Annotated in this window: 11 protein-coding genes; 7 read left to right on the top strand and 4 right to left on the bottom strand. The window is 68.9% G+C overall.

Going from position 1 to position 14086, the window contains the following annotated elements:
• Position 1: 1 nt before the first annotated feature.
• A complete protein-coding gene (locus CKW28_RS21970; RefSeq protein ID WP_003924845.1) occupies positions 2-1546 on the bottom strand; it encodes a septum formation family protein in 1545 nt (514 codons plus the stop codon).
• Between the two features lie 153 nt (positions 1547-1699).
• On the opposite strand from CKW28_RS21970, the gene serS reads away from it, so the two are divergent.
• Complete coding sequence (gene serS / locus CKW28_RS21965; protein WP_003924844.1) at positions 1700-2953, top strand: serine--tRNA ligase; 1254 nt, start codon at positions 1700-1702, stop codon at positions 2951-2953.
• A gap of 20 nt (positions 2954-2973) precedes the next feature.
• On the top strand, positions 2974-3753 hold the full coding sequence (locus tag CKW28_RS21960) for a DUF5718 family protein (RefSeq protein WP_276006791.1): 780 nt from the start codon (positions 2974-2976) through the stop codon (positions 3751-3753).
• Positions 3754-3825: 72 nt separating this feature from the next.
• Here the strand turns inward: CKW28_RS21960 and CKW28_RS21955 are convergent, their stop codons facing one another.
• Positions 3826-5394 (bottom strand): Rieske 2Fe-2S domain-containing protein, encoded by a 1569-nt coding sequence (locus CKW28_RS21955; RefSeq protein WP_003924842.1) that lies wholly within the window; start codon positions 5392-5394, stop codon positions 3826-3828.
• Positions 5395-5490: 96 nt separating this feature from the next.
• Between CKW28_RS21955 and CKW28_RS21950 the strand changes: the two genes are divergently transcribed.
• Genes CKW28_RS21950 through CKW28_RS21940 form a run of 3 tightly spaced genes read left to right on the top strand, consistent with a single transcriptional unit; the run spans position 5491 to position 7886 of the window.
• Complete coding sequence (locus CKW28_RS21950; protein ID WP_003924841.1) at positions 5491-6279, top strand: lysophospholipid acyltransferase family protein; 789 nt, start codon at positions 5491-5493, stop codon at positions 6277-6279.
• 4 nt (positions 6280-6283) lie between these two features.
• Positions 6284-7033, top strand: a complete 750-nt coding sequence (locus CKW28_RS21945) for a lysophospholipid acyltransferase family protein (RefSeq protein ID WP_003924840.1) — start codon at positions 6284-6286, stop codon at positions 7031-7033.
• Positions 7034-7070: 37 nt separating this feature from the next.
• Positions 7071-7886 carry a Cof-type HAD-IIB family hydrolase gene (locus CKW28_RS21940; RefSeq protein ID WP_003924839.1) on the top strand — a complete coding sequence of 272 codons (816 nt, stop codon included), beginning with the start codon at positions 7071-7073 and terminating at the stop codon, positions 7884-7886.
• A 40-nt stretch (positions 7887-7926) separates the two neighbouring features.
• Here CKW28_RS21940 and CKW28_RS21935 read toward each other — a convergent pair whose 3' ends face one another.
• The gene (locus CKW28_RS21935) at positions 7927-9537 is read right to left on the bottom strand and encodes an N-acetylmuramoyl-L-alanine amidase (RefSeq protein WP_003924838.1); all 1611 of its coding nucleotides are present in this window, start codon (positions 9535-9537) and stop codon (positions 7927-7929) included.
• A 148-nt stretch (positions 9538-9685) separates the two neighbouring features.
• A complete protein-coding gene (locus CKW28_RS21930; RefSeq protein WP_040546461.1) occupies positions 9686-10711 on the bottom strand; it encodes an exported repetitive protein Erp in 1026 nt (341 codons plus the stop codon).
• Positions 10712-10966: 255 nt separating this feature from the next.
• On the opposite strand from CKW28_RS21930, the gene glf reads away from it, so the two are divergent.
• Together glf and CKW28_RS21920 are read left to right on the top strand one after the other, a co-directional pair.
• Positions 10967-12181: a UDP-galactopyranose mutase gene (glf, locus tag CKW28_RS21925; RefSeq protein ID WP_003924836.1), complete on the top strand. Its 1215-nt coding sequence runs from the start codon at positions 10967-10969 to the stop codon at positions 12179-12181.
• A complete protein-coding gene (locus tag CKW28_RS21920) occupies positions 12181-14085 on the top strand; it encodes a glycosyltransferase (RefSeq protein WP_040546459.1) in 1905 nt (634 codons plus the stop codon). Before glf ends, CKW28_RS21920 begins: the two co-directional genes overlap by 1 nt.
• The last annotated feature ends 1 nt before the right edge of the window (position 14086 follow it).

Here is a 14086-nt window from a genome sequence, read left to right as displayed (position 1 = left end):
ACTACGGTGCCGGCGGCGGGGGCGGCTCGGCCGCCGGTGGCGGGGGCGGCTCGGGGGCCGGTGCCGGTGGGGGAGGTGGCGCCGGTGCACCCGGGGGCGGTGGGGGCGGGGCGGCATCCGCCGGCGGCGGTGGTGCGCCCGGCTCCGGCTCGGGCGCCCCGGTCTCCTGCTGCTGCGGGGCGTGTTGTTGACCGTGTGACTGCTGGGTCTGGTTGCTGCTTCCGCTGCCGGCCCCCGCTCCCGAGGAACCCGCTCCCGACCCGGCACCCGATGACCCAGCGCCCGATGACCCGGCGCCCGACGAGCCGGAGGTGGATCCGGACGACGAGGACGCCGGCGGCTGCGGCAGCGGGATCGGCGGCAGCGAGAGCCGCTCGGGCGGAATCTCCGGCGGCGGCACCGGCGGCTGACCGTTGATGAGCAGCGGGCCCTTGGCACTGTTCAGCAGGGTGGACCATCCGCCGTTGCCCAGCGTGGCGCCGATGCTGCAGGACACCTGCCGGCTACCGGCCGACCACGACGGCAGCGAGATGGTGCTGTAGATCAGGGTCAGCGTGGTGTCCCGGAGCTGGATCGGCGCCAGGTACTCGTCGGTCATCCGGGTGCATTCTTCTTTGATGAACGCGTCCTGCTCCGGGTCGGGCGGCAACCCGTCGGGGAACCGCTCGGCCAGGTTCACCGCGCCGGTGACCTCCATGGCGTGTGGCGCCGCGCAGTCGACCGGGATGTCGGTGGGCTGGTTGGTGGCCGGGTCGATCCCCAGGCAGGTGCCGGGCGGCCACACCTTGGACTGGTCGATGTCTGCGACCTTGCCCTTGAATGCGAGCTGCTGGTTGTTCGGACCGGGCAGCTGCAGACCGCACAGCACCCGGCGCTCGCCGGACTGGGTCCAGGCCTTGTCGCCGGACCACAGCATGCTGATGGTGAACTTGCTGTTCGGGTCGTACTGCGGGCCCAGATAGTTGCGGACCGCGGACTCGCACTGCTCCTGGCTGATCTGCTGGATGCGGGCCGGGGACGGCGGTGCCGCGTCGGGCCCGTACTCGCTGCCCGGGAACGTCGCCATGTCGATGGCCTCGGCGACCTCGAAACGATGCTCCTCGGTGCAGTCGACGATCTCGGCGGCATCCGGGGTGCGGTCGGGCCAGGTCAGACAGTCACCGCTGGACGCCTTGTCGAACGTCGCGTTGCCACGCGCGCCCAGCGAGATCGTGCTGCTGGTCAGGCCCCGCCCGGCGGTGCGGTCTTGATCGGGCACCGCGGTCACCGTGCCCGCGATGAGCAACCCGCCCAGCGCGGTCAGCAGCAGCGCCCGGCTGGTGGGGGTGGCCTGCAGGCTGCGCAGTCGCTGGGCGGACGGCGTCTGGAGCCACTGCCGGGGGGACCATCTCGGCTCCCCTCTCGGCCCCGACCCGCGGGTCGACCGAAGGCGCCACCACCGGCGGCGTTCTGCGGCCTGCCCGGATTTCGCGGGCTCGTCTTCGGTGAGCGGGTCTCCGGCGTCCGGCTCAGCGCCGGGTCCGTCGACCCCAGGTGCGTCCAACATCGATGTCCATTGTGACAGGCGTGTCAGCCGGTGTGACAAGTGATGAAAATGTAACGTTATGGGGTTGTGCCTTCCCGAGCTGACCTGCCCGAACGGGGCGCGTCGACCGGCCCAGCAACGACCGCCTGACATCACGAAAGTAGTGTGGCGGCCGTGATCGACCTCAAGCTGCTTCGCGAGAACCCTGACGTGGTGCGGGCGTCGCAACGCGCCCGTGGTGAAGATCCCGCCCTCGTCGACGCACTGCTGGCCGCCGACGAGGCCCGCCGCGCCGCGGTGTCGGCGGCCGACAACCTGCGCGCCGAACAGAAGGCCGCCAGCAGGTCGGTCGGAAAGGCGAGCCCGGACGAGCGTCCGGCACTGCTCGAACGTGCCAAGGAACTCGCCGAGCAGGTCAAGGCCGCCGAGGCGCGGCAGGCCGAGGCCGAGCAGGCGCTGACCGAGGCGCACATGGCGATCTCCAACATCGTCATCGACGGGGTCCCGCCCGGCGGCGAGGACGACTTCGTGGTGCTCGACACCGTGGGTGAACCCACCCCCATCGACAACCCCAGGGACCACCTCGAACTCGGCGAATCGCTCGGGCTGATCGACGTCGAACGCGGCGCCAAGGTGTCCGGTTCCCGGTTCTACTTCCTGACCGGCGCCGGGGCGCTGCTGCAGCTGGGCCTTCTGCAACTGGCGATGCGGGTGGCCACCCAGAACGGGTTCACGCCGATGATCCCGCCCGTGCTGGTGCGCCCGCAGATCATGTCGGGCACCGGCTTTCTCGGCGCACACGCCGCCGAGGTGTACCGGATCGAGTCCGACGATCTGTACCTGGTCGGCACCTCGGAGGTCCCGCTGGCCGGCTACCACGCCGACGAGATCCTCGACCTGTCGAACGGTCCGCTGCGCTACGCCGGCTGGTCGTCCTGCTTCCGGCGCGAGGCCGGCAGCTATGGCAAGGACACCCGCGGCATCATCCGGGTGCACCAGTTCGACAAGGTCGAGGCGTTCGTCTACTGCCGGCCCGAGGAGGCCGAGGCCGAACACGACCGGTTGCTGGCCTGGCAGAAGAAGATGCTGGCGCACATCGAGGTGCCCTACCGGGTGATCGACGTCGCCGCCGGCGACCTGGGCGCCTCGGCGGCGCGCAAGTACGACTGCGAGGCCTGGCTGCCCAGTCAGCAGGCCTATCGCGAGCTGACCTCGACCTCGAACTGCACCACCTTCCAGGCCCGCCGGCTGGCCACCCGCTACCGCGACGAGAACGGCCGGCCGCAGATCGCCGCGACGCTGAACGGCACCCTGGCCACCACCCGCTGGCTGGTGGCGATCCTGGAGAACCATCAGCGACCCGACGGCAGCGTGCGCGTCCCGGAAGCGTTGCGTCCCTACGTGGGGGTGGAGGTGCTGGAGCCGTGATCGAGCTGGATCTGCAGGAAATGCGGTCCTGGTTCGGGTTCGGGGTGGCGGGAAACTTCGCCGGACATCTCGAACAGGCCGGTGAGGCAGGCGATTTCGTCACCGTGGTCACCGAGGGGTACGCCCCCAAGGGCCTGTTCCCCTGGTATGCCCCCGGAGTGGACGGCTTCCTGTCGCAATTCCCGCTGTCCGACGAGGTGATCTCGTATCCCGAGAGCGGTGAACCGCTGAATCTGCAGATCGAACCCGAGGTCGGCCTGGCCTGCCGGGTGGTGTGGAACGGCGACACCGTCGTCACCCTGGAACCCTTCGCGCTCGGCGCGTTCAACGACTGTTCGATCCGCCGCCCGGGCGCCCCCAAGATCAGCCACAAGAAGAACTGGGGCGAGGCGTCCAAGGGGGTGGCCCGGAAGTTCTTCGCGATCTCCGACCTGACCCCGGACGGCCCGACCGCCACCATGCGGCTGGAATGCCATCTGCGCGACGGTAACGGTGAGATGCACGCCTACGGGGTGGACAGCCCGCTGGTCGGCTACTCCTACTACGGCGAGGTGCTGCTGGACTGGATCGTCGAACGGCTGGCCCATCAGAAGGGCGCGCCGGACACCCCGCTGGAGGACGTCGGCGCTCTGATGGTGGCCAGCGGGCGGCCCGAGCACGCGCTTATCGGTATCGGCGCCACCCGCTACACCCCGCTCGGGGAATCGACCTACCTGCAGCCGGGCGACGAGGCCATCGTGCGCGTCTACGACACCGCGACGGGCGCCGCATCGGAGTTGCGTCAGACCGTCACCGGCTAGGTGTTCTTTCACGGGTAGGTCGCCCCCGCGGAGTGTCCGGGGCGGTGCGCCGCATCCGATCCCGCCGACGGATCAGGATGGGAGGGAGGCGCAGCGCAGTTCGTGACCCTTGGTGGTCAGGCAGCGGCCGGTGCGCAGATCCCACTGCCAGCCGTGCAGATTGCAGGTCAGCGTGGTGCCCTCGACGACGCCGAACTTCGACAGGTCGGCCTTCAGGTGCGGGCAGCGGCGCTGAATCTCCCACCCGTCCAGGGTGATCGACGCGGTGTCGTCGTGCGCCTCGGCGAACCAGCCGTCGGCGTAGGCGATCCGCTCATCGGTCAGGCATTTGAAGAAGGTGTAGAGATACTCGTTGTACCCGCCGACCCGCCAGGCGGTGAACCGCGTGGACAGGAAGATGGTGTTGACCCAGTCGGGTTCGTCGTCCCGCAGCACGGTACGCACCAGCTCCGGGGCGATCGCGAAACCGTACCGGAACTTCTCATTCGGGATCGGTTCGCGGACAATCCGTTTCGGGAAGTCCAGCACCACCGTCTCGCGGTGTTCGGGGCCGTGCAGCCGCAGTTCCACCGGATAGCCGATACCGTCGCAGACCTGATCGGACTGCGCCATGATCGGCTCGAACTTGGCCCGCAGCGGTTCCAGCAGCGACGGTCCCGCGGCCGGCGCCCACCGGGCCTTCTCGGCGGCCAGCACCGGCGCCATCCGTTGCGCGTAGGCGTCGATGTAGTCGGCCTTCCCGGTGGTGAAGATCGCGGTCACCTCGTGTTCCGGCAGTGGATGCACGAGTGAATCCAGTTGCGGGCCAGTGAATTCGGCCTTGGTACCCGGGATCATCAGCAGTCCGCCGGTGTGTCCGTGGCTGCGCAGCTGATCCAGGAACACCATCTGGTCGGGGAAGATGTTCGCCGGATCACCGGAATCGTCGTTGAGGTGGCGCAGGTCCGGGTCCAAGAAGCAGGGCGGACCCGCCGACGGGATCACCCAGGTGGCCCCGACCTGATCGATGTACTGCCGGCAGCGGTCCATCTGGCGTTGCCGCTTCTGGGTGCCGAACGCCGCCTTGGCCCGCTTCGGCATGTCGTAGACCATCGGGTACCAGATGGCGCCGGAGAACTGCAGCATGTGCACGTCGATGTGGCCGAACTCGACCGCCAGCACGTCCAGATCCACCGGCCGGGCGTCGTTCATGTTGAAGACCGTGGTGGTGCCGTCGGAGACGACGAGGCCGGAGTCGCCGATCGGGCCGTCGGCCGGGGCACGCAGCGCGACGATCATCACCTCCAGCTCACCCTTGGGCCCGCTGACGGTGTGCTTCACCGAGTCGGTGGTCTCGAAGAACCGGTGGAACCCGAGCTTCTCCAACTCCCGGCGCAGATCGGGCACCGGGAAGTCGGGCAGCAACACCACCGCGTCCTTGCGGACGTGCGCGCGCAGCAGCTCCGGATCGAAGTGGTCCTTGTGCAGATGGGAGACGTAGAGGTAGTCCACATCGCCGAGCGCGTCCCAGTCCAGCGTGCTGTTGTCCGGGAACGGGAACCAGGACCCGAAGTACGCCGGGTTCACCCACGGGTCGCACAGGATGCTCCCGGCCGTGGTGTCGAGCCGGAAACCGGCGTGCCCGATGCTGGTGACCTGCACAAATGACCCTTCTGTACGGTGACGGCTGTTGTGCCGAGTTTACTGGCTGCGCACAGGCAGGGCCCGTCGGCGGGCCGGAGCACTACGCTTGCTCCTGTGGAACCGGTATATGCGACGGTCATCCAGACCGCCCGCCTGGTGTGGCGGTTGCAGGGGTTGACATTCACCGTCACCGGGGTGGAGAACCTGCCCACCACCGGTGGCGCGGTGATCGCCATCAACCACACCAGCTACTTCGACTTCACCTTCGCCGGGTTGCCCGCCTATCAGCAGGGGCTGGGTCGCAAGGTGCGCTTCATGGCCAAGAAAGAGGTCTTCGATCACAAGATCGGCGGGCCGTTGATGCGCAGCCTGCGCCACATCCCGGTGGACCGGGACAGTGGGGCGGACTCCTTCGCGGCGGCCTGCGACGCGCTGCGGGCGGGGGAGCTGGTCGGTGTCTACCCGGAGGCGACGATCAGCCGGAGTTTCGAGATCAAGGAGCTGAAGTCGGGTGCCGCCCGCATGGCGATCGAGTGCGGGGTGCCGATCGTGCCGCACATCGTCTGGGGCGCCCAGCGGATCTGGACGAAAGGTCATCCCCGCAAACTGCTGCGGCCGAAGGTCCCGATCTCGGTGGCGGTGGGCGAGCCGATCCAGCCCACGCTGCCGGCCCCGGAGCTGACCGCGCTGCTGCGGTCCCGGATGCAGCATCTGCTCGAACAGGTGCAGGACAGCTACGGTCCGCACCCGCCGGGTGAGTTCTGGGTGCCGAAGCGGCTCGGCGGCGGTGCGCCGTCGCTGGCCGAGGCCGATCAGATGGACGTGGAGGAAGCCAGACAGAAGGCGGCCCGGCGGGCTGCGCGCGACGCCGAGGGCGCCGGAACGTCGGAGTCACCGGGGTAGCGGAATGGAGCCGGTTTATCGCACGCTGGAAATCGCGGCCAAGGTGGCGGTCAAGGCGACCGGCACCCGGATCACCTACCAGGGCCTGGAACACATCCCCTCGACGGGCGGCGCGGTGGTCGCGATCAACCACACCAGCTACGTCGACTTCCTGCCCGCCGGTCTGGCCGCGCACCGTCGCGGCCGGCGGTTGCGGTTCATGATCAAACAGGAGATGCAGGAGGTCCGCAGCGTCAACTACCTGATCAAACGCACCGGGACCATCCCGGTGGACCGGACGGCGGGGACGGACGCCTATGTGGCGGCGGTCGAGGCGCTGCGGGCGGGCGAGCTCGTGGCGGTGTATCCGGAGGCCACCATCAGCCGCAGCTTCGAGTTGAAGGAGTTCAAGACCGGTGCGGTGCGGATGGCGCTGGAAGCCCGGGTCCCGGTGCTGCCCCTGATCGTGTGGGGCGCCCAGCGATTGTGGACCAAGGACCACCCCAGGGCGCTGGGCCAGCGGCGCATCCCGATCACGGTCGCGGTCGGGGCGCCGATCGCGCCGCAGGGCGGGGTGGACGAGATGCAGTCGGAGTTGCGGGAGTCGATGACCGCGCTGCTGCACCGGGTCCAGGAGGATTATCCGAATGAACCGGGGGCGTTCTGGGTGCCGCGACGGCTGGGCGGCAGTGCGCCCACGCCGGCCGAGGCCCGGCGGATCGAGGAGGCCGAGCTGGCCGAACGGGCCCGGCGGCGTGCTGAGCGGGCGCGATGAGCGCCGTGACTCCAGCGCGTGACCGAGGCGGGTCGCCGTGACGCTCCCGTCGCTCATCGCCAGCGATGTGGACGGCACCCTGCTGGATGATCAGGAGCGGCTCACGCCCCGTACCCGCGACGCGATCTATGCGGCGCGCGACGCCGGCGCACATTTCGTGCTGGCCACCGGCCGGCCGCCGCGCTGGATCGCCCCGGTGGTCGACGCGCTGGGGTTCGCGCCGATGGCGGTGTGCGCCAACGGCGCGGTGATCTACGACCCGGACACCGATCGCATCGTGTCGGCGCGGACCCTGTCCGCTGCGACGTTGCAAAAGCTCTCCGATCTGGTCAGCCGGCTGTTGCCGGGGGCCGGCCTGGCCGTCGAACGGGTGGGGGAGCAGGCACATGACGCCGCGACGCCGCAGTTCGTCAGCTCACCGGGCTATGAGCACGCCTGGCTGAACCCGGACAACACCGAGGTCTCGCTGGAGGATCTGCTCAGCGCGCCGGCGATCAAACTGCTGATCCGCAAGCCCGGGGCCACCAGTTCGGAGATGGCCGAGCTGCTCGGTGAGCACATCCGGCCCTACGGGGAGATCACCTTCTCCACCGACAACGGTCTGTTGGAGGTGGTGTCGCCGGGGATCACCAAGGCCACCGGGGTGGAGGAGCTGGCGCGACCGTTGGGGCTCACCGCCGCCGATGTGGTGGCGTTCGGGGACATGCCTAACGACATCCCGATGCTGCGGTGGGCCGGGCTGGGTGTGGCGATGGGCAATGCGCACCCGAAGGCGATCGAGGCGGCCGACGAGGTCACCGCGCCGAACACCGATGACGGGCTGGCCCGGGTGCTGGAGCGGTGGTGGATGTAGTACCGGGTCCCGTGCGGTCGAGAGCCAGGGCCGGTACCTGTCAGGGATTGATCGCCGGGGTGAAGCGTTCCAGCTGAACCGGATAGGCGTCCGGTTCCGGCAGCGGGATCTCCAGCTCCACCCCGTCGACCACCCGGACGACCCGGCCGTTCTCCCGGTCGAAGTTCAGCGTGCCGTGCTGGAAGTTCTGCACGATCCACTGCGGCTCGTGGATCTCCGCGCTGGTCGGCAGGCCGAGCAGGCCGCGTTCGAAGCCGAGCGAACCCCAGACGGCGTAGATGGCGCCGGTCAGCGGCTGCGCACCGGTCTCCGGTGACCAGTAGATCGCCCCCTTCTCGAAGGTGACGTAGCGGGAGCCGTTGGCGCCGATCGTCTCCGGCGAGGTCGGACCGCCCAGCACACTGGCCATGCCGCCCATCGCCTCCCAGCGGGCGTGGATCGCGCCGCCGCGCAGGGTGTCGGCCAGATCCTCGGGTCCGGGCGGTTCCTTGAACCGGGCCGCGATCTGCCGGATGCGGTCCATCAGGGCGTACGCCGCGTCGCCCGGGCATTCGGTGTTGCCGACGTCGCGGTGCGCGAAGACGGCCGGCAGCGTCGGGGCGGCCCCGAGCGGGACGGCGGTGTCCCCGCCCCCGGCCGACGGCAACACCGCGGTGCCGAGCGGGTCGACGCCGTCCAGGCTCAACCGCCAGCCCAGCAGCCGGCCGGTGGTGCGCAACTGGATCGGGGTGGGTGGTTCGACGTCGAAGCTGCCGAGCATCGCCACCCCGAAGGTGTGGCGGTTGAAACCGCCGGTGTGGGAGCCGGTCACCGCGCGGTCGATGCCGCCGGCCCGGCCCTCGAACACCTGACCGTACTTGTCGACCAGCGCGTTGTAGCCGAGGTCGCACCAGCCCAGGGTGCGGGTGTGGTACTCGTAGATCGACCGCACGATCCCGGCGGAATCCTGCGGCGCGTAGTCGTTGCTGCCCGCGGTGTGGTGCACCACACCGGCCCGGATGCCCTCGTCGTAGCGAGGTTCGCCGCAGCGCAGACCTTCGTCGGCGCCCCACTGGCCGCGGGTGATGATGTTGGGCGGCTGCCCCGGGGTGATGACCGCCGCCGGGGGTGGGAGCTGGACGTCCACCGGGGCCTGCGGCGGGCTGATCAGCACTGCGTTGACGGTCTGGGTGACCGGTTGCTCGATCGCCGCCGGCACGTATCCGAGATCGCTTGGGCTGTTGGTCGTTTGCGTGCCGGTGGGTTCGGCGTCCGGCGGTCGGGTCACCGCGATCTGCACGGTGTTGGTGCGGCCGACGTACACCGGCTCGGTGCCGGCCCGGCCGCCGTCCTCGGGGTTGACGCTGTCGAGCGTCTCGGCCTCGTACCAGGGGCCCCAGGAGCCGTCGGGCTGTCGGGCGCGCACCCGGGCCGAGGTGCCGGCCAGATCGTTTCCGGTCAGCGCGACGATCGAGAACGGGGTGTCCTGGTGGATCTCCCGGATGGTCTCGCCGCCGCCCAGGCCGGCGAGGGGTTGTTCGACCAATTGGGGTGCGTCCGGCCCGGTGTCGGGATCGTCGCCGGGGGTTCCCATGATCGCCCACGGCAACACCACGATCGTCGCCGCGATGGCGGTGAACAGCAACGACGGCGCGGGGCGTCGAGAAGGCACGGACTGATGTTACGTATGAGTCCAGTGTTACTAGTGTTTCGACACGGTATTGACCCGATGGAAAAAGCGCCGAACCTGCAACGGCACCGCAGAGCGCTGGGCTTCTGCGGTGCCGTTCGGTGGCAGGTTTACCGGTCGGGGCCGGTCATCAGGCGTCCGGCGCCGGGACTTCCGGAGCCGGCGGCGGCGCGACGTCCGGACCCGGCGGCTGGGCCGCGGACTTGATCGCGGAGGTGACGGCCGGCATCACCACGCCCTTGAGCAGGTCGATCGCCTGTCCCGCGCCCAACTGGTTGGCGGCGGTGGACAGTTCGCTGATGAGCCCGCCGCCACCGGTGCTGGTGGCCACCGGCGGCGCCATCGCCAGCGACGGATCGCCCAGGATCGGGTAGGTGCCCAGGGTCGGATCCGGACCCAGCGGCGCGGTGATCGGAACCTCGCCGGGCGCCGGCAGGCCGGCCGTGTTCGAGATCGGCGTCAGCGCCGGGTCCAGCCCCACCGACGGGGTGGTCAGCCCGCCGGGCGCCTCACCGAGAGGGCTGGTGAGCGCCGGGTTGGTCAGGTCCGGGGTGGACACCCCGGGAGTCGTCAACCCGGGCGTGGTCTGGGCCGGATCGAGCCCCGGAGTGGTCAGACCGGGTGTGGTCAGACCGGGTGTGGTCAGACCGGGTGTGGTCAGCCCCGGGGTGGTCAGCGCGGGATCGGTGAGCCCCGGGCTGGTCAGCCCCGGATTGGTCAGCCCCGGGGTGGTCAGCGCGGGATCGGTGAGCCCCGGGCTGGTCAGCCCCGGATTGGTCAGCCCCGGTGAGGTGAGGCCCGGACTCGTCAGGCCCGGGCTGGTCAGCCCCGGACTCGTCAGGCCCGGTGAGGTGAGACCCGGACTCGTCAGGCCCGGACTGGTCAGACCCGGCGACATCGATGCGCCCGAACCGGTCAGGCTCGGCATCGGGGGCAGGTTGATCCCGAACTGGGCCAGGCCCTCGGACAGCGCGCCCATCAACTCGGTGGGCAGATCGGTGAGCAGGGAAGCCTGGACGAACTCGCGCTGCTGCGGGGCCGGCTGGGTGCTGGACACCAACTCGGTCACCGCGATCGCTGCGAACGGACTTGCGACGGCCAGCGCGGCGACAGTGCTCATGGCCATCGAGAGCTTGCGTCGACCTCGGTTCGGCACGGAAGTCTCCTCAATACATGGTTACGTCTGGTGTGCTCGTCGTGGGCATTCGGCCGGATGCGCGAGGCCCGCGTCGGCGGCTACGGACCCGAACTCTGGAGCCCATCAGTGCCAACGAGATCGATGTTAGGGGTGTGACAGCTGGTACTGGTGTGACGATATGGAATCGTGAGCGAATCGCGACCTCTCGACATCGGACGGTGTGGTGATTCGCGATTCGGGGTGTGCGGTGGCGGTCGGATACCCTAGCTGCCGATGACCGAGCGCGTAGACCTCATAGTCGTCGGATCCGGCTTCTTCGGTTTGACGATCGCCGAGCGGGTGGCCACCCAACTGGGCAAGCGAGTGCTGGTCGTGGAGCGGCGCGGTCACATCGGCGGGAACGCCTACTCCGAGCCGGAACCCGAGACCGGTATCGAGGTGCACAAGTACGGCGCCCACCTGTTCCACACCTCCAACAAGCGGGTGTGGGATTACGTGCGCCAGTTCACCGACTTCACCAACTACCAGCACCGGGTCTTCGCGCTGCACAACGGCCAGGCCTATCCGCTGCCGATGGGCCTGGGCCTGGTGTCGCAGTTCTTCGGCCGCTACTTCACCCCCGACGAGGCCCGCAAGCTGATCGCCGAACAGGCCTCCGAGATCGACACCGCCGAGGCGAAGAACCTCGAGGAGAAGGCCATCTCGCTGATCGGCCGGCCGCTGTACGAGGCGTTCATCAAGAACTACACCGCCAAGCAGTGGCAGACCGATCCCAAGGAACTGCCGGCGTCGAACATCACCCGGCTGCCGGTGCGCTACACCTTCGACAACCGCTACTTCAACGACACCTATGAAGGGCTGCCGGTCCACGGCTACACCGCGTGGCTGGAGAACATGGCCGCCGACGAGCGGATCGAGGTGCGGCTGAACACCGACTGGTTCGAGGTGCGCGACGAGTTGCGGGCCGCGAACCCGGACGCCCCGGTGGTGTACACCGGCCCGCTGGACCGCTACTTCGACTACGCCGAGGGCCGGCTCGGCTGGCGGACCCTCGACTTCGAACTCGAGGTGCTCGACACCGGCGACTTCCAGGGCACGTCGGTGATGAACTACAGCGACCTGGATGTGCCCTACACCCGCATCCACGAGTTCCGGCACTTCCACCCGGAGCGGTCCTATCCGACCGACAGGACGGTGATCATGCGGGAGTACTCGCGGTTCGCCGGTGACGACGACGAGCCCTACTATCCGATCAACACCGAAACCGACCGGGCGGTGCTGGCCGCCTACCGGGCCCGGGCGAAGGAGGAGACCGCCACGGCGAAGGTGCTGTTCGGCGGACGCCTGGGCACCTACCAGTATCTGGACATGCACATGGCCATCGCGAGTGCGCTGAACATGTATGACAACGTGTTGGCGCCCCACCTGCGTGATGGTGTGCCCCTCACCTCGACCGGCGCCGCCGGTGAACCGGAAAGCAGCCGCTAGTGCAATCAGAGCAGCAGAGCAAAGCAGTGAGCCTGCTGGCGCGGGTCATCCTGCCGCGTCCGGGCGAGCCGCTCGACGTCCGCAAGCTCTACATCGAGGAGTCGACCACCAATCCGCGACGGGCGGTCGCACCGAGCCGGACGAGTCTGGAGATCGGCGCCGAGTCCGAGGTGTCGTTCGCGACCTATTTCAACGCGTTCCCGGCCAGTTACTGGCGCCGCTGGTCGATCCTCACGTCGGTGGTGCTGCGTGCCGAACTCACCGGCAGCGGCCGGGTGGACGTGTACCGCAGCAAGGCCACCGGCGTGCGGATCCACGTCGACGGCAAGAACTTCGCCGGCGAGAACGGGACCGCCACGGCGGTGGAGTTCGAGATCGGTCTGCAGCCGTTCGAGGACGGCGGGTGGATCTGGTTCGACATCACCACCGAGGACCCGGTGACCGTTCACCACGCCGGGTGGTACGCGCCGATACCGGCGCCGGGGGTGGCCAGTGTCGCGATCGGCATCCCCACCTTCAACCGGCCCGACGACTGTGTGAAGTCGTTGCAGGCGCTGACGTCGGATCCGCTGGTGGATCAGGTGATCACCGCGGTGATCGTGCCGGATCAGGGCACCCGCAAGGTGCGCGAGCACCCGGACTTCGCCGCGGCGGCGGCGCCGCTGGGCAACCGGTTGAGCATCCACGACCAGCCCAACCTCGGCGGCTCCGGCGGGTACAGCCGGGTGATGTACGAGGCGCTGAAGAACACCGACTGTGAACAGATCCTGTTCATGGATGACGACATCCGCATCGAGCCGGACTCGATTCTGCGGGCGTTGGCGATGAACCGGTTCGCGAAGTCACCGATGCTGGTCGGCGGGCAGATGCTCAACCTGCAGGAGCCGTCGCACCTGCACATCATGGGTGAGGTGGTGGACCGGTCCAACTTCATGTGGACCGCGGCGCCGTTCACCGAGTACGACCACGACTTCGCCAAGCATCCGCTCTACGACGACTCCGATCCGCTCAGCAATCTGCTGCACCGGCGCATCGACGCCGACTACAACGGCTGGTGGATGTGCATGATCCCGCGGCAGGTCGCCGAGGAACTCGGTCAGCCGCTGCCGTTGTTCATCAAGTGGGACGACGCCGACTACGGCCTGCGCGCGGGCGAACACGGTTACCCGACCGCCACCCTGCCGGGGGTCGCCATCTGGCACATGGCCTGGAGCGACAAGGACGACGCGATCGACTGGCAGGCCTACTTCCACCTGCGGAACCGGCTGATCGTGGCGGCGCTGCACTGGGACGGCGACATCCGCGGCCTGGTCCGCAGCCATTTCAAGGCCACGCTCAAACACCTTGCCTGCCTTGAATATTCGACCGTCGCGATCCAGAACAAGGCGATGGACGACTTCCTGGCCGGCCCGGAGCACATCTTCTCGATCCTGGAATCCGCGTTGCCGGAGGTGCACCGGATCCGCAAGAAGTATCCGGACGCGGTGGTGTTGCCCGCCGCCACCGAACTCCCGCCGCCGTCCGAACCGGCGCGGCAGATCGCGCCGCCGGTGTCCAAGCCGGCCATCCTGTACCACCTGGCGCTCGGAATCCTGCACAACGCCAAGACGGCCGACCCGCGGCACCATGAGCGGCCGCAGCTCAACGTGCCGACCCAGGATTCCCGGTGGTTCCTGCTGTCGAAGTACGACGGGGTCACGGTGACCACCGCCGACGGGCGCGGGGTGGTCTACCGCAAGCGGGACCGGGCCAAGATGTTGTCGCTGCTGACCCAGTCGCTGCGGCGGCAACGGCAGCTGATCAAGCGCTTCGACGAGATGCGCCGGGTGTACCGGGAGGCATTGCCGATGTTGACCAGCAAACAGAAGTGGGAAACGGTGCTGCTCACCGAAAGAAATGCGTGAG

Source organism: Mycolicibacterium thermoresistibile (assembly GCF_900187065.1).
GTDB lineage: Bacteria > Actinomycetota > Actinomycetes > Mycobacteriales > Mycobacteriaceae > Mycobacterium > Mycobacterium thermoresistibile.
The sequence above is the reverse complement of the archived record's forward strand: the minus strand, read 5'-3'. Positions and strand labels throughout refer to the sequence as shown.